The organism is Rathayibacter sp. KR2-224 (assembly GCF_049446075.1).
In the GTDB taxonomy this organism is placed as follows: Bacteria; Actinomycetota; Actinomycetes; order Actinomycetales; family Microbacteriaceae; genus Humibacter.
The window spans coordinates 2512011-2527124 of record NZ_JBMSEB010000001.1 but is presented as its reverse complement, the minus strand read 5'-3'; the positions used below and the strand labels follow the sequence as shown (position 1 = coordinate 2527124).

Genomic DNA, 15114 nt, shown 5'->3' with positions numbered 1-15114 from the left:
CGCAGACGCGGCGCCGAACATCAACCAGCCGTCGACTGTCGAACGACGAGCTCGGGTTGATACACGATCTGCTTCGGCTCGAAGCCTTCGCCCTGCTCGGCCTCGCCGAGCAGCAGCTCGAGTGCAGTGTGACCGATGAGGGCCGCAGGCTGCCGCATCGAGCTCAACGGCACGGTAGCGGCAGCCGCGAAGTCGATGTCGTCGTACCCGATGATGGCCAGGTCCTCTGGCGGCCGCCTCCCGGCAGCGATCGCCGCCTGAAGCGCCCCGATCGAGACCAGGTCGTTCGCGGCCAGAATCGCGTCCGGACGGCTTGCCGGATCCCGCGACATCAGTTCCGCGGCAGCCTCGGCCCCGGCCCGAACGGTGAGCGACGACGTCGGGACGTACTCGAGGGCAACCCCTGCTCGTTCGGATGCAGCGATTCGCGCGCCGGAGAGGCGGTCGGCCACCTGCCTGATGGATGAAGGACCGCCGACGAAGGCGATCCGTCGTCGACCGGTCTCGATCAAGTGCTCCATTGCGGTGCGGCCGCCCGCCACGTCGTCGACGGCGACCGACGAGAAGCTCCGGTCAGCGGCCTCCCGGTCGACGAGCACGACGGGGATGCCGCGATCTCTCGTCTTCCGCAACCTCGGGAGGTCGTCGGTCACCGGGCTGATCAGCACACCGTGCACCCTCTGCTCCTCGAACAGGTCGAGGTATCCGCTCTCGCGCAACGACGATTCATCGCTGTTGCCCAGGAGCACGGAGAAGCCGTCTTCTGCGGCGCGTTGCTCTGCACCCCGTGCGACATCCGTGAAGAACGGGTTGCCCACGTCGAGCACGATGAGTCCGATGCTCCTGCTGCGTCCCGCGCGCAGCTGCCGTGCCGCGTCGTTGCGCACGAAGCCGAGCTCTGCGATCGCCGCGTTCACACGCTCGACCGTGGCCGCGGCGACTCGATCCGGCCGGTTGAGGACGTTCGAGACGGTGCCGACAGAGACGCCGGCCGCGATGGCGACGTCGCGCACACTGACCATGGAAACCCTCCTGATGCGCCAGGCGCTGCGCGCCTCCAGTCCTCCGGCGGTGCGCCACGCTCGTGGGTGAAACGAATCATCTCACGCGATGGGAAGCCGGCGGCGTTGCATCGCGCTCTCGCGCTGCCGACAACGGCAACGTGTTGCCAGTCCCACAACCGCTTGGCCCTTTGCGTAAAGCGAATCGACTAGGCGCCGCCTGGGCTCGCCTGAAGGATAACGCTTTCCGACGCGTGATTCGCTTGCGAGCATAGCGTGTTTATGAAACGATTCAACGGTACGAAAGGGACTGCCGATGACGTCGACGCACCGTGTGTGCTTCCGCCTCAAGGTGCGGCCGGAGCTGCTCGACGAGTACCGCAGCCGGCATGCAACCGTGTGGCCCGAGATGCTGCGCGAGATAGAGGCATCCGGAAGGCGCAATTACTCGCTGTTCCTCGCCGATGACGGTGAACTCGTCGGATACTTCGAAACGGACGACATCGAGGCGAGCGAGCGCTACCTCGCCGAGTCACCGGTGGCGGCTCGCTGGGAGGCGGACATGGCGCGCTTCTTCGTCGCACTCGAGGGGCGCGCGGATCAGGCATCCGAGCGCCTGACCGAGGTGTTCAACCTCGAAGACCTACTGACCGCACAAGAGCAACCGACGAACACGACTTCGAAATAGCACGACGACCCACGACGTCGTGGGCACCGCAAGAAAGGCAACATCAGCATGACCCTCGCGTCAGAGACTCTCGACCTCCTCGCCCGCCAGGCAATCGAACTGCCCAGCTGGGCGTTCGGCAACTCCGGCACCCGGTTCAAGGTCTTCGGCTCGCCTGGCACACCGCGCGACCCGTTCGAGAAGATCTCGGATGCCGCACAGGTGCACAAGCATACCGGCCTGGCGCCCTCCGTGGCGCTCCACATCCCCTGGGACAAGGTGCCGTCGTACGCGGATCTGAAGAAGCACGCCGAAGACAACGGCGTAACGCTCGGCACGGTCAACTCGAACACGTTCCAGGACGACGACTACAAGCTCGGCTCGGTCACGCACTCCGACCCGGCGATCAGGCAGAAGGCGATCGATCACCACTTCGAGTGCATCGACATCATGAACGAGACGGGCAGCCGCGACCTCAAGATCTGGCTGGCCGACGGCACGAACTACCCGGGGCAGGACGACATGCGGGCACGTCAGGACCGCCTGCACGACTCGCTGTCGAAGATCTACGAGCGAATCGGCGAAGGGCAGCGGCTGGTTCTCGAGTACAAGTTCTTCGAGCCCGCGTTCTACCACACGGATGTTCCCGACTGGGGCACCTCGTACGCCCAGGTGAGTGCGCTGGGCGACCGCGCGGTCGTCTGCCTTGACACGGGCCATCACGCGCCCGGCACCAACATCGAGTTCATCGTCATGCAGCTGCTGCGGCTCGGAAAGCTCGGGTCCTTCGACTTCAACTCTCGCTTCTACGCCGACGACGACCTCATCGTCGGGGCGGCGGATCCGTTCCAGCTGTTCCGCATCCTCCTCGAGGTGATCCGCGGCGGTGGCTACGCCAACCCGGACGTGGCATTCATGCTCGACCAGTGCCACAACATCGAGAAGAAGGTTCCCGGTCAGATCAGGTCGGTGCTCAACGTGCAGGAGATGACCGCAAGGGCGCTGCTGGTCGACAGGGCCGCGCTCACCGCTGCCCAGAACGCCGGCGACGTGCTCGGGGCGAACGGCATCGTGATGGATGCCTTCTACACGGATGTGCGCCCCGCACTGGCCGAGTGGCGGGAGTCCCGCGGACTTCCTGCCGACCCGATGGCGGCGTACGCGGCATCCGGATACCAGGAACGCATCGAGGAGGAGCGGGTCGGGGGAACCCAGGCGGGATGGGGAGCGTGAGTTCGATGTCCGCGAGTGTGCAGGGCGGGGATGCCCTCGCATCCGACCCGGCCGTCGAGGATCGGGCGCTCGAAGGCCCGCACGGTCCGCTGCGGCTTCGCATCTACCGGGCAGCGCGACCCATCGGTCCCGGCCTCGTGTGGTTGCACGGCGGCGGCTTCCACGGCGGCAGCCTCGACATGCCGGAGGGCGACTGGGTGTCGACCGAGTTCGCGCGCCGCGGCATCAGCGTGGTGTCGGTGGATTACCGGCTGGCCCCGACACTTCAGGACCCCACAGCTCCAGCGAACGGCGACGTGCCTGCCGCTGCGGCTGAGGGCGTGCACTACCCGGTGCCGGTGGATGAAGCAGTACACGCGTTCCGTTGGGCGGTGGAATCCGGGCTTGCCGACGGTCCATGGGCGCTGGGCGGCGCGAGTGCGGGTGGCAATATCGCCACCGGTACGGCGCTGCGGCTGGTGCACAAAGGTGGAACGGTTCCCGCCCTCGTCGTGCTCGCCTACCCGACGCTGCTGGCTGTGCAGCGGCAGCCGGATGCAGAGTTGCGCGCAGCGCTGGATGCAAAGCCGGAGGCGAACAAGTTCTTCGCAGCGGCCGTCGCTCGCATGTACCAGAACTACCTCGGCGCGCCCCTGGATGCCGCACCCGGCGAGGACCTCCCGGTTTACGCGGTGCCCGGTCTGGCAGGCGTCGAACAACTGCGGTCATTCCCTCCGACCATCATGATCAACGACGAGGTCGACGAGCTGCGCGTCTCCGGGGAGGCGTTCGCGGCATCCTTGCGCTCTGCAGGCGTCGAGGTCGACGCCTCGACAGAGCCGGGAACGCAGCACGGCCACCTCAATCGCCCTTCCGAGGCAGCGGCATCCGCTTCACTCGACCGCTTCGCCGAGCGCATCAACGCACTCGCGCGGCCTCGCTGACCCGGCTCGACAGCACCCGTCTGAGCGCGCCCAGCCGCAACTCGAATCCCGCTTCTGGAGAAGAACATGACCAACCAAGCCGTCGCCGACCTCATCGCCCGGAGCAACCGGCTCGGCGCAGACCCGCGCAACACCAACTACGCGGGCGGCAACACGTCCGCCAAGGGTGCGGAGACCGACCCGGTCACGGGCGCAGAGGTCGAGCTGCTGTGGGTGAAGGGGTCGGGCGGAGACCTGGGAACGCTGACCGAGAAGGGCCTGGCGGTACTTCGGCTCGACCGCCTTCGTGCACTGACCGGCGTCTACCCAGGCGAAGACCGCGAAGACGACATGGTGGCGGCCTTCGACTACTGCCTGCACGGCAAGGGAGGCGCTGCGCCGTCGATCGACACGGCCATGCACGCGCTGGTGGATGCCGCACACGTCGACCACCTGCATCCGGACTCCGGCATCGCCTTCGCCACGGCGGCCGATGGAGAGCGCCTCACGCAGGATGCCTTCGGCGGCCGCGTCGTGTGGGTCCCGTGGCGCCGCCCCGGCTTCCAGCTCGGGCTGGACATCGCGGCGGTGAAGCGCGGCAACCCGGATGCGATCGGCTGCATCCTCGGCGGGCACGGCATCACCGCGTGGGGAGCCACGTCCGAGGAGGCAGAGGCGAACTCGCTCTGGATCATCGAAACCGCCGCTGCCTACATCGCCGAGCACGGACGCGGCGAGCCGTTCGGCGGCGTCCTTCCCGGTTACGAGGCCCTTGCCCCGGCCGAGCGCCGTGCGAAGGCGGCAGCGCTGGCGCCCGTGCTGCGTGGGCTGGCGTCGACGGACCACCCAGTGGTCGGGCACTTCACCGACAGCGACGCCGTGCTCGATTTCACCGCGAGCACGGAGCATCCGCGACTGGCCGCACTCGGCACGAGCTGCCCGGATCATTTCCTGCGCACGAAGGTGAAGCCTCTCGTGCTCGACCTGCCCGCCGATGCCTCCGTCGAGGACTCGATCGCCCGCCTGCGCGAGCTGCACGAGGAGTACCGCGCGGACAACACGGCGTACTACGAGCGCGGCGCGGCGGCCGCCCGTGCCAGGGGCGAGGAGCCGCCCGCGATGCGCGGCGCCGACCCGGCCATCGTGCTCATTCCCGGCGTAGGCATGTTCAGCTACGGGGCCGACAAGCAGACGGCGCGTGTGGCAGGCGAGTTCTACGTCAACGCCATCAACGTGATGCGCGGCGCCGAGGCCATCTCCTCCTACGCTCCCATCGACGAGTCGGAGAAGTTCCGCATCGAGTATTGGGCGCTCGAGGAGGCCAAGCTGCAGCGCCGACCCAAGCCGAAGCCGCTCGCCACGCGAATCGCACTGGTGACCGGTGCGGCATCCGGCATCGGAAAGGCCACGGCCGAGCGGCTGGCGGCGGAGGGCGCGTGCGTCGTGATCGCCGACCTCGACCTCGGGAAGGCGAGCGCTGCGGCGGCCGAGATCGGATCGACGGATGTTGCGGTGGGCGTGCAGGCCGACGTCACCGACGAGGCTGCGGTCCAGGCGGCTGTCGACGCGGCCATGCTGGCATTCGGCGGGCTCGACCTCGTGGTCAACAATGCGGGCCTCTCGCTGTCGAAGTCGCTGCTCGAGACGACGGTCGCGGACTGGGATCTGCAGCACAACGTCATGGCGAAGGGGTCATTCCTCGTCTCCCGTGCGGCGGCGAAGGTCATGATCGACCAGGGACTCGGCGGCGACATCGTCTACATCTCGTCGAAGAACAGCGTGTTCGCCGGCCCGAACAACATCGCGTACTCGGCGACGAAGGCAGATCAGGCGCACCAGGTTCGGCTGCTCGCGGCCGAGTTGGGCGAGCACGGCATCAAGGTCAACGGCATCAACCCGGACGGCGTCGTGCGCGGCTCGGGCATCTTCGCCGGTGGCTGGGGCGCCAAGCGTGCCGCCGTCTATGGCGTGCCGGAGGAGAAGCTCGGCGAGTACTACGCGCAGCGCACGCTTCTGGGGCGCGAGGTGCTGCCCGAGAACGTCGCCAACGCCGTCTACGTGCTGTGCGCGAGCGACCTCGACCACACGACCGGTCTGCACATCCCCGTCGACGCCGGGGTGGCGGCCGCGTTCCTGCGATGAGCGCGGATGGCGGTGCCGGGCATCCCGGAGAGCCGATCGTCGTCGCGGCGATCGACCTGGGAGCCACGAGCGGGCGCGTGATGCTCGCTCGGGTGGCCGCACCGACCGATGCGGCGTCAGGCCGGCTGGAGCTCGAAGAGGTCGCCCGGTTCCCGAACGAGCCTGTGCAGCGCGAGGACGGTCTGCACTGGGACATCGCCACGCTGCGCGAATCCGTGTTGAACGGCCTGAAGGATGCCGGCGCTCGCGCCGCGCGGGCCGGAGAACGCATCGCGTCGATCGGCATCGACTCCTGGGCCGTTGACTACGGCATTCTGCGCGACGGGGAGCTCGCGGCCGAGCCGTTCCACTACCGGGATGCGCGCAACGAGTCGGGCGTGCAAGCGGTGCACTCCGTCGTTCCGTTCGAGGAGTTGTACGCACGCAATGGGCTGCAGTTCCTGCCGTTCAACACGCTGTACCAGCTGGCTGCGGACGAGGTGGCGCGGAACACCACCGAAGGCATCCTCTTGATCCCTGACCTCTTCTCGTACTGGCTCACGGGCATCCGGGTGGCCGAAGAGACCAACGCGTCCACGACGGGTCTCGTGCCTGCGGCGGAACCTGCGCCGCGCTGGGACACCGAACTCGCGCGGCGGATCGGGCTGCCTGCAGGCATCCTGCCGCCCCTCGTGCGCCCTGGATCGGTCATCGGCACGTTGACGCCTGAGGCAGCGGCCCGGACCGGCCTTCCCGCCTCGACCCCGGTCGTCGCGGTCGGATCGCACGACACGGCATCCGCAGTGGTCGCGACCCCGTTCTCGACGGACGGCTCGGTGTTCGTCTCGTGCGGCACGTGGGGACTTGTTGGCGTGGAGACGCCGACGCCCGTTCTCACTTCCCAGGCGAGGGATGCCGGCTTCACGAACGAGCGCGGCGTCGACGGAACCACGCGCCTGCTGCACAACGTGATGGGCCTCTGGGTGCTCAACGAGTGCCTGCGCGCCTGGCGCGACGCCGATCTCACCGAGCTGCTGCGGGCGGCCGCCGCCCCCGATGTGCGATTCACGCTGTTCGACATCGACGATCCGCGGCTCATGCCGCCTGGCGACATGCCCGCCCGCGTCGCCGAGCTCTGCCGCGAAGCCGGCGGCGATGTGCCCTTCAGCAGGCCCGAGTTCGTGCGCAGCATCGTCGAGTCGCTCGCAGATGCCTTCGCGCGCGCCGCTGCGCAGGCATCCGCTCTCGCAGGCACACCGCTTGCGGCCATCAACATCGTGGGTGGCGGTGCGAGGAACGAGCTCCTCTGCCGGGCCACCGCGGACCGCGCGGGCGTTCCCGTGATCGCGGGGCCGGTGGAGGCGACCGCGCTGGGCAACGTTCTCGTGCAGGCGCGCGCCGCCGGCGCGATCGGTGGCTCGCTGGCGAACCTGCGAGCACTCGTCACCGCCACCCAGCCGACGACGAGGTACGAACCGCGTTCATGACTGCGGTCGGCGACCATGGTTCTCGGTCGCCGACCGCAGTCATGAACAGGGCTGGGCGGGAGGATGGAAGCGCTACGCGGTGAGCGCGGCCGCCACCAGAACGAGCGTCTCCGCTGCGTACGCGCTGACATGCTTCGTGGATTGCGCGCCGAGCTCGTTCGTGAACGCACCGAGCTCGTGGCTCTGGAGCTTCGCGGTGAGGCTGTCGGCGATGCCCTGGTTGTCGATGTCACCGGACTGCGCGTATTCCGCGACGAGCTTCTGGAGCGTTGCGTAGACGTCGCCCTTGTCGGCGAGATAGCCCATGCCGGCCTTCTGGGCGGCGCTGCCGTCGACGGGCTTCAGGAAGTCGACGTCGGGAAGGCTGCCGTCCGCCTTTCTCGGCGCCGTGAGTTGCTGCATGTCGACGCTCTCGAAGTCCGCCGCGCTGAGTGCAGGCCCGCCGGCGTTCCACGAGTTGTTCGTCTCGTTCGCCGCCGGAGTGTTGTCGTTCAGCGTCAGGGTTCCCGCGAACGCCAGATTGTTGCGCAACACCTCGCGGAACCCGGCGATGTTGTCCGGGCTCGTCGGGCTCACGCGCTCCAGCATGTTGAAGTCGGCGCCGTAGCCGGCCTGGTAACCGGTGTTGTTGGTCCAGTACGCCGACTGGGCGGGCTGGTGATTCGCGTAGAAGTTGTTGGCGCCGTTGTCGGCCGCGAGGGAATCGATGACCGTGTGCAGCGGAATCGGATCGGGAAGGCCGCTCGTCGCGTAGGCGTATCCGCCGACCTTGAATCCGTTCTGGTCTCCGATGCCGTTCTGATTTCCGTGCTGCCCGAACGACCAGTCGTCGATGTAGGCGACCCGGCCGTGCGAGGTGATGCTGTCGAACCCGTCGTCGCTGTTGTGCCAGGAGCGGTCGCCGATGAACCACACGTTCTTGGCGTGCGCACCGAACCCGTCCGTGTTGCCCGCCGCAGTTGCCGTCGGTCCGATGTTGTCGTGCGAGTCGCTGTTGAGCACGACCCCCGTGCCGTCCATCGTGAAGTAGAAACCATTGGCCTGGTTGCCGTATGCGGCCATGTCGACGAAGTTGGCGCCTCCGGAGATGCGGAACGCTTCCGACTGCTTCTGCGCGCCCACCTTCACTCCGGTCACATCGAACCCCACGAAGTTGACGTCGGTGACGTTCGTCTGAATGTAGAAGGCAGCGACCCGCTGATCCGTCGGAACGTTGCTGAAGTCGAACACCGGCCGCGGGTCGCCTGGGTACGCCTCGTAGGTGATACCGCTCTTATAGATGGGATTCACGTAGTGGTACACGTCCTCGAACGGGTTGTCCGTCTCGGGAATCGTGAAGTCGTTGTACACGCCTCCCCGGATGTAGACGACGTCGCCGGGAGACGCCGCTGCCTGCGCCCGCATCAGGGTCTTGAACGGAGCATCCTTCGTTCCCGCATTGCTGTCGTCACCCGTCGGCGAGATGTAGTACGCGTGGGACCCGGGCGACGCCGTATTCGACAGGACCTTCAGCACGGACAGGGCGGAATCCTGTGGCAGGCCGGCAGGGGTCGCCGCGGCGGCATGCGCCGCGAGGGGGGTGAGTAGAAGTCCGGCGACGCACGTGCCGGCGATTGCTATCCGTTTGGCGCTTCTCAAGAGCACTTTCTCCTTTGAATGTGGTGGTGTTGCCGAGCCGCTCCGATTGCCGGAGCAGGCGATCAGGGGCGGGATGGGTCGACGGCGGGGACGGCATCCCCGACCAACGCCAGGTTCTGAATGGCCGCCAGCCCGAACTGCGCGGCGGCGTTGGTGGAGACGCCGTCGGCCTCCTGCACGGGGGCGAGCACCTCGGGAGGAAGCACTTCGTGCACGTGCAACGCGGCGTCCGCGTCGTGGAAGTCGCCGCGCGCCAGGAACTCGCCGCTCGCATCGAACGCGCGCCACACGCGTCGTGCGAGCTCGTCGTCACCCGAGTGGTGCGCGGCGTAGGCGAGGAGCCTGCTGTGCGCCTGGGTGAGGTTGGTGCCCGTGAGCACCTGCCCGACCTCGGCCACCTGCTCCTCCTCGGTCGCCAGGAAGAGGCGGCAGTACTGCAGCCAGGCATCCTGGAAGCCGGGAACGTCGACGAGGTCGATGAGCTCGCTGCACATCTCGACCAGACCGAAGACGGCGCTCAGATGCGACACGGCGATGCGTGAGCGGCTCGTGTCGAAACGGCCCGTCGTGATGTCGTAGAGCGCTTCGCCGGTGAGGAAGCCGTAGTCGAGCTCCCCGATATCGGCCATCGTGCCCAAGAGCCGATCGCGCGACCAGGCATCGCCGAACCGTTCCCACTCGGTGAGCCAGGTCGCGGCGAGGGCTCCCCAGTCCGTGCCGAGCCCGATGGCGAGCGCGTGCTGGTCAGGACGGTAGGTGGCGGCATCCGTGCGCACCTTGCGCGTCGGGTCCAGCGCGAGGAAGGTGCGGTCGCTGTCACGCAGCTCGTGCAGCAGGTCGCCCGTGCGCTCGTCCGTTGTGAGGTAGTAGAAGAAGCGGCGGTACGCGGGATTGCTGATGCGCAGCTGCTTCGCACTGCATCCCCAGTGCTGAACGTTGTGCCTCGATCCGAGGCCCTTGAACCGCCCGAGGTGGTACGTGTCCACCTCCCCCGTATGCCGCGTCATGGCCTCGGCCATGCGGAACACGTCTTTGCGTCCGGTGCGCAGAAATGCGTACCAGAGCCACAGATCGGGCGAGAGCTCGGAGTTGTCCCAGGCGTAGCCACCGACGTCGTACCGCCAGACGTGCCGGTCCGGGTCGTACGTGTGCATGATGTCGCCGAAGTTCCAGAACCCGTACCACCTGCGCTGATCGACCTGGTCGCGGTAGAACGCGAACAGCGCATCGAGCTGGTCTTCGAGCCGCGCCTTCTGAGCCGTGCTCCGGTCGGGGAGCGACCAGTCGCCGAACACGCGGGCAGCACGGATGCTCGCCGGCGCGACCGAAAGCTGCGGCGGGTCTGCCACGAGCCGGGCGTGCTCTGCGAATACCGGTGTCGCGGGTGTCGCCTCGTACGGGCGCAGCCACAGCTCATGCGTCCTGCCGATGCCGTGGGCGTCGCCGAAGCCCGGCTCGTAGTCCTCGTACGTGATCTCCAGGCCCTCGAGCTGGGTCTCGTAGTCGTCCTGGCCGAGTCCGTCGTGGTAGAACCGCATGTCCATCGGCTCCGCCTCCGGGGAGTGCAGCCACGCGGTAACCGATGCCTCGTCGGAGGCGGCGCCCCGAACGTCCAGCTGCGCCGGGTAGGACTGCCAGAAGTCGCGCACGCCGACGCCGACGCCGCCTGCGATGTCGCCCAGGTACGCGTATCCGCCCGCGCGGGTTCCTGCGGTGATCCCGACCCAGCCGCGCCCCGCGGCCGTGCGCTTGCGCAGCGTGAAGCCGTCGGGGGTGGTCTGGGCCAGCGTGACGTCGTTCCATGCCGGAATGAGCTCGAGCCGCCTGGAGACCTCAGGCGCCCACTCCTCGACCGGCGGCGTCGGGATGCCACGCACCTGGGCGGTGCGAACCGCCTCACCCGGATCGCGGCGCAGCCCCGTCACCCCGCGTACCGCCTCGGCGAAGACGCCGCCGTCGGCGCCCGCGATGCGCACGTGCCTGTTGTGCAACGCGGCCCGTAAGGGCACTGCGACCCTCAGGCCGAGGCCGGCTAGAAAGTCGTTCTCGGCATCCCCGTCCCAGACGAACGAGTGCACGATACGGATGCCCGGGCGTCCGGCCGTGAAGTACAGCCGCACGGTGAACGGCAGCCAGCTGCGGTCGTCCCCGACCGCGCGATGGCTGCCCTCGACGCGCACGACGGCGCGCACCGGCCCGTGCTGCTCGACCTCGACCGCCGTCACGTCGCTCTCGAAACCGATGCGTTCGCGATGGGTCTCAGCCTCGGGCTGCGTGGTCTGCAGAACGCTCACCAGCCGCACGTCGCCGACCACCTGACGGCCGGCGATCCGCACGTCCTTCATGAGGGCAGGGCCGGAGACGGGCACGACGAGGGTCACTGCGCCGGTGTCGACACGCACGCCGTCGTCGGCGCGGGCCACCCGCACGACGTCCGGAACCGCATCCGTCGCGCCTGAGCGATCGGCGGGCGCCGACTCGACGGGCGCCGAGAGGACGGATGCCTGCACCACCCGGTACCCGTCGCGCGGCTCGGCGGTCGCGACACCCGCCCACTTCACCGACCCGTCCGGCCACGTCGCCATCGGCCAGAGCTGCGCCGCCACCTGGTGGGAGCACGTGTCGAAGATCGCAAGCTCGTCGACGGATGCCGCCCATCCCCTGGGCAGCGGAGCACCGAACGCCGCGGCTGTCTCCAGCGCCGTCGGCGGCGTACCGCCCAGCCAGGAGACGCGGAGTCCGTCGGACCCCGTCTCCTCGATTGCGGCGGTCGCGTCGTTCATCGTGTCAGTCATGCAGTGAAGTCACCTCGAGATCTCGGTATGCGGCACGCAGCGGCGCCATCTGGCGGAACCCGATGCGTCCGGCGCCGAGAACCTCGTCGCTCTCGTCGCACCAGGCGAACAGGGTCAGGTCGTCGACGCCGAATCGAACGGACGGGCCGTCCTTCTCGACGTGCACTCGGTAGAAGCCATCCACATCGGCGATGGCCGGCAAGGGGTCCGCGCCCTGCGCCACGAGCAGGAACCCTGGCGATTTGCGCAGGTTGCAGGTCGTGAAGCGGCGCTCGGTCGGCCACTTGCGCCGGTAGTACGAGGCGTGCAGGGTGCTGATGTCTCCCGAGTGGTACTGCGGGTAGTGCCCCGTGCGAGCGGCGAGCTCCGGCGCGAACAGATCGGCACCGATTCCGGAGGCCGCGAAGAACACCATCGCCAGGCCCTCGTCGGTCAGGGGCCGGAACGACCACGAGATCCGGATGCCGTCGGGGAACTCGGTCGGGCACCACAGCGTGAAGTGCGCATGGTCGCCGACGACCTCCTCGTCTGCGGTGCTCTCCAGTTCGAGCCCTTCTCCGCCCTCCGTGGCACGCATGGGCCCTTCCGCGATCCAGCCCGAGATGTCGGACGGCGTGCGCAGCGTGTTGCTGTAGAGCAGCGTCACGGTTGCACGCCCCATCGTCCTGCCGGTTCGAGCTCTTCGCCGACCCGCCGCATGGCATCCAGCGAATGAGCGACGAACGCGGCGAGCGCTCTCGCCCCGTGGTCGTTGAAGTGCGTGTCGTCGTGCACACCGTGGGGCCAATGCTCGGACTCCCCCGGCTCGAAATGCACGAAGAGGCACCTCGCGTCGTCCCGGCCCAGCCAGGTGTAGAACCAGCGCGTGAACGCGTTCAGGTCGATGACCGGCACGTCCTCGGCGCGACCGAGATCGCGCACGATCTGCGGGAATGGTCCATGCGACCACCGCAAGCCTTCGTCGGAGAAGAGTCTGCGCTCCGGCGATGTCGCCAGCACGGGTGTCGCACCCCGACGGCGAACGTCGGCGATGAACCCGGCGAGCCGCTCGCGGTACGCGGCCATGGCATCCGCGAGCGGCCTGGCCTTCTGGTCGTTGTGGCCGAATTGGATGATCACGGTGTCGTCGGCTTGCAGGTCGCCGATGAGTTCGGCCCATCTTCCCTCGGTGATGAACGACTCGGTCGTCGCGCCTCCGACGGCGTGGTTGGCCACATGCTCGGCCACCTGATCGCGCAGGTAGTGCCCCCAACCGCTCAGCGGGTGCTCTTCCGGCTTGGCCGGGGCGACAGTCGAGTCGCCTGCGAGGTGGATGGTCATCCCTTCACCGCCCCGATGAGCATGCCCTTCGCGAAGTGCTTCTGCAGGAACGGGTAGAAAATCAGCACCGGAATGGTGGCGACCACGATCACCGCGTATTTGATGCCCTGCGACGGCGGGATGTACGACGGATCGGCCTGCTGCGCTGTCGTCAGATCGGTCGCCGCGGTCACCTGCTGCAGGAACATCTGGAGCGTCCACATGGAGCTGTTGTTGAGGTAGAGGAGCGGCGACATGAAGTCGTTCCAAATGCCTACGGCGTAGAACAACGCGAACGTGGCGAGGATCGGCTTCGACAGAGGCAACACGATGCGCCACAGCACCTGGAGCTCCGTCGCGCCGTCGACCTTTGCTGACTCCTCCAGCTCGTCAGGCAGGTTCTGGAAGAAGTTCTTCACGATGATGAGGCTGAAGGGGTTGATGGCCAGCGGCAGGATCAGAGCCCAGTACGTGTTGAGCAGACCGAGCTGCTTCACGATGAGGAACGTCGGGATCATGCCGCCTGAGAACACCAGCGTGACGACGACCGCGGTGAGCACGATGTTGCGTCCCGGGAGGTCCTTCTTCGCCAGGGGGTACGCCATCGTGACTGTGAGCAGCAGCTGGATCACCGTGCCCACCGCGGTGACGAGCACAGTCGTGATGACGGCGCGCGTGAACGACGGGGTCTGGAAGATCGCGGCGTAGGCGGAGAAGTCGACGTGGTCGGGCCAGAAGAAGAAGGGCCGCTGCGTCAGCTCCGTCTCCGAGGCGAATGACCTCGCGAGCACGAACAGGAACGGGGCAAGCGCGAGCAGCCCCACGGCCGCGAGGAAGACCACGTTGAGGATGTCGAACGCGCGGCCGGCGCGCGTGTTGAAGCGGTCGCCGCGCATCCGGCTCTCCCTGCGAAGCGTGCCCCGCACGGCGGGCAGCTGCGATGTCTGCGTCATCAGAAGATCCCCTGCTGGTTGAAGCGCTTGGCGAGCCAGTTGGCGCCGAGGATGAGCACGACCCCGACGACCGCCTTGAACAGACCGACGGCAGTCGAGTAGCTGTAAGCGCCCTGCGTGATGCCGACGAAGTAGACGTAGGTGTCGAAGACGTCGGCCACCTGCCGGTTGAGGGAGTTGGTCATGAGGTAGATCTGCTCGAACCCGGTATTGAGGATCTGCCCCATCTGCAGGATCAGCATCACGATGATCGTTGGGCGAATGGAGGGCAGGGTCACGTGCCACACCCGATGGAACCGGCCGGCCCCGTCGATGATGGCTGCCTCGTACTGCTCCTGGTCAACAGTGGCCAGCGCGGCAAGGAAGATGATCGTTCCCCATCCGGTGTTCTTCCAGATGTCCTGCAGCACGATGAGCGGCCGGAACCAGGCCGGGTCGGTGAGAAAGTCGACGTGCGTGCCGAAGACGCCGTTCAGAAAGCCGAACAACGGTCCTGCCCCTTGTGCGAAGAGCAGGTACGTGAGGGATGCCACGACCGTCCACGCGAGGAAGTGCGGAATGTAGATGAGCGTCTGCACCGTGCGTTTGAGCACCATGAGGCGCATCTCGTTCAGCATGAGCGCCATCACGATCGTGACCGGAAACGCGATCACGAGGCTGAGCGCGGCGAGGATCAGCGTGTTGCCGAGCAGCCGCACGAAGTCCGGATTGTTGAAGAACTGCTCGAACTGCGCCAGCCCGACCCATTGGCTGCCGCCGATGCCGAGGAACGGCACGTAGTCCTTGAACGCGATGATCGCGCCGTACATGGGTGCGTACTTGAACAGCGCGAAGTAGATGACGCCCGGCAGCAGCAAGAGATACAGCCAGCGGTAGCGGACGATGCGGGCCCACAGCTTGTTCCTGCGTCCCCGACGGGAGGCGACCTCGACCAGTTCCGTCTCGGTGACGAGCTCTGCTATCGGGGCGTTCTGCGTGACGGTCGGCGTCGACATCACTGCACCTGCTTACGGTTCGG

The 15114-nt window shown here is 67.5% G+C and carries 12 protein-coding genes; 5 read left to right on the top strand and 7 right to left on the bottom strand.

The features are described from left to right. Positions 1–20 precede the first annotated feature (20 nt). The gene (locus tag ACO2Q7_RS11575) at positions 21–1022 is read right to left on the bottom strand and encodes a LacI family DNA-binding transcriptional regulator (protein ID WP_423355752.1); all 1002 of its coding nucleotides are present in this window, start codon (positions 1020–1022) and stop codon (positions 21–23) included. 295 nt (positions 1023–1317) lie between these two features. On the opposite strand from ACO2Q7_RS11575, the gene ACO2Q7_RS11570 reads away from it, so the two are divergent. The 5 genes from ACO2Q7_RS11570 to ACO2Q7_RS11550 all read left to right on the top strand — a co-directional run bounded on the left by ACO2Q7_RS11570 (position 1318) and on the right by ACO2Q7_RS11550 (position 7411). After that, a complete protein-coding gene (locus ACO2Q7_RS11570; protein WP_423355751.1) occupies positions 1318–1689 on the top strand; it encodes an L-rhamnose mutarotase in 372 nt (123 codons plus the stop codon). A gap of 48 nt (positions 1690–1737) precedes the next feature. Further along, a complete protein-coding gene (rhaI, locus tag ACO2Q7_RS11565; protein WP_423355750.1) occupies positions 1738–2901 on the top strand; it encodes an L-rhamnose isomerase in 1164 nt (387 codons plus the stop codon). A gap of 5 nt (positions 2902–2906) precedes the next feature. Further along, the gene (locus ACO2Q7_RS11560; RefSeq protein ID WP_423355749.1) at positions 2907–3824 is read left to right on the top strand and encodes an alpha/beta hydrolase fold domain-containing protein; all 918 of its coding nucleotides are present in this window, start codon (positions 2907–2909) and stop codon (positions 3822–3824) included. Positions 3825–3890: 66 nt separating this feature from the next. Then, complete coding sequence (locus ACO2Q7_RS11555) at positions 3891–5945, top strand: bifunctional aldolase/short-chain dehydrogenase (protein WP_423355748.1); 2055 nt, start codon at positions 3891–3893, stop codon at positions 5943–5945. Next, positions 5942–7411 (top strand): rhamnulokinase, encoded by a 1470-nt coding sequence (locus ACO2Q7_RS11550; protein WP_423355747.1) that lies wholly within the window; start codon positions 5942–5944, stop codon positions 7409–7411. Before ACO2Q7_RS11555 ends, ACO2Q7_RS11550 begins: the two co-directional genes overlap by 4 nt. Before the next feature lie 72 nt (positions 7412–7483). Here the strand turns inward: ACO2Q7_RS11550 and ACO2Q7_RS11545 are convergent, their stop codons facing one another. The 6 genes from ACO2Q7_RS11545 to ACO2Q7_RS11520 all read right to left on the bottom strand — a co-directional run bounded on the left by ACO2Q7_RS11545 (position 7484) and on the right by ACO2Q7_RS11520 (position 15091). Further along, positions 7484–9049 (bottom strand): right-handed parallel beta-helix repeat-containing protein, encoded by a 1566-nt coding sequence (locus tag ACO2Q7_RS11545; RefSeq protein WP_423355746.1) that lies wholly within the window; start codon positions 9047–9049, stop codon positions 7484–7486. Positions 9050–9111: 62 nt separating this feature from the next. Continuing rightward, complete coding sequence (locus ACO2Q7_RS11540; protein ID WP_423355745.1) at positions 9112–11844, bottom strand: Tat pathway signal sequence domain protein; 2733 nt, start codon at positions 11842–11844, stop codon at positions 9112–9114. Beyond that, positions 11837–12505 (bottom strand): DUF1961 family protein, encoded by a 669-nt coding sequence (locus ACO2Q7_RS11535; protein WP_423355744.1) that lies wholly within the window; start codon positions 12503–12505, stop codon positions 11837–11839. Before ACO2Q7_RS11535 ends, ACO2Q7_RS11540 begins: the two co-directional genes overlap by 8 nt. Continuing rightward, entirely contained in the window at positions 12487–13164 is a 678-nt protein-coding gene (locus tag ACO2Q7_RS11530) for a rhamnogalacturonan acetylesterase (protein ID WP_423355743.1), read from the bottom strand. The genes ACO2Q7_RS11535 and ACO2Q7_RS11530 overlap by 19 nt, the downstream gene beginning before the upstream one ends. Next, positions 13161–14096: a carbohydrate ABC transporter permease gene (locus tag ACO2Q7_RS11525; protein ID WP_423355742.1), complete on the bottom strand. Its 936-nt coding sequence runs from the start codon at positions 14094–14096 to the stop codon at positions 13161–13163. Before ACO2Q7_RS11525 ends, ACO2Q7_RS11530 begins: the two co-directional genes overlap by 4 nt. After that, positions 14096–15091 carry an ABC transporter permease gene (locus ACO2Q7_RS11520; RefSeq protein WP_423355741.1) on the bottom strand — a complete coding sequence of 332 codons (996 nt, stop codon included), beginning with the start codon at positions 15089–15091 and terminating at the stop codon, positions 14096–14098. The genes ACO2Q7_RS11525 and ACO2Q7_RS11520 overlap by 1 nt, the downstream gene beginning before the upstream one ends. Positions 15092–15114: the final 23 nt, after the last annotated feature.

Excerpts from the sequence above, each read along its gene's own strand:
- ACO2Q7_RS11575 (WP_423355752.1), bottom strand. The coding sequence starts at position 1,022 with ATGGTCAGTGTGCGCGACGTCGCCATCGCGGCCGGCGTCTCTGTCGGC.
- ACO2Q7_RS11570 (WP_423355751.1), top strand. The coding sequence starts at position 1,318 with ATGACGTCGACGCACCGTGTGTGCTTCCGCCTCAAGGTGCGGCCGGAG.
- rhaI (WP_423355750.1), top strand. The coding sequence starts at position 1,738 with ATGACCCTCGCGTCAGAGACTCTCGACCTCCTCGCCCGCCAGGCAATC.
- ACO2Q7_RS11560 (WP_423355749.1), top strand. The coding sequence starts at position 2,907 with ATGTCCGCGAGTGTGCAGGGCGGGGATGCCCTCGCATCCGACCCGGCC.
- ACO2Q7_RS11555 (WP_423355748.1), top strand. The coding sequence starts at position 3,891 with ATGACCAACCAAGCCGTCGCCGACCTCATCGCCCGGAGCAACCGGCTC.
- ACO2Q7_RS11550 (WP_423355747.1), top strand. The coding sequence starts at position 5,942 with ATGAGCGCGGATGGCGGTGCCGGGCATCCCGGAGAGCCGATCGTCGTC.
- ACO2Q7_RS11540 (WP_423355745.1), bottom strand. The coding sequence starts at position 11,844 with ATGACTGACACGATGAACGACGCGACCGCCGCAATCGAGGAGACGGGG.
- ACO2Q7_RS11535 (WP_423355744.1), bottom strand. The coding sequence starts at position 12,505 with ATGGGGCGTGCAACCGTGACGCTGCTCTACAGCAACACGCTGCGCACG.
- ACO2Q7_RS11530 (WP_423355743.1), bottom strand. The coding sequence starts at position 13,164 with ATGACCATCCACCTCGCAGGCGACTCGACTGTCGCCCCGGCCAAGCCG.
- ACO2Q7_RS11525 (WP_423355742.1), bottom strand. The coding sequence starts at position 14,096 with ATGACGCAGACATCGCAGCTGCCCGCCGTGCGGGGCACGCTTCGCAGG.
- ACO2Q7_RS11520 (WP_423355741.1), bottom strand. The coding sequence starts at position 15,091 with ATGTCGACGCCGACCGTCACGCAGAACGCCCCGATAGCAGAGCTCGTC.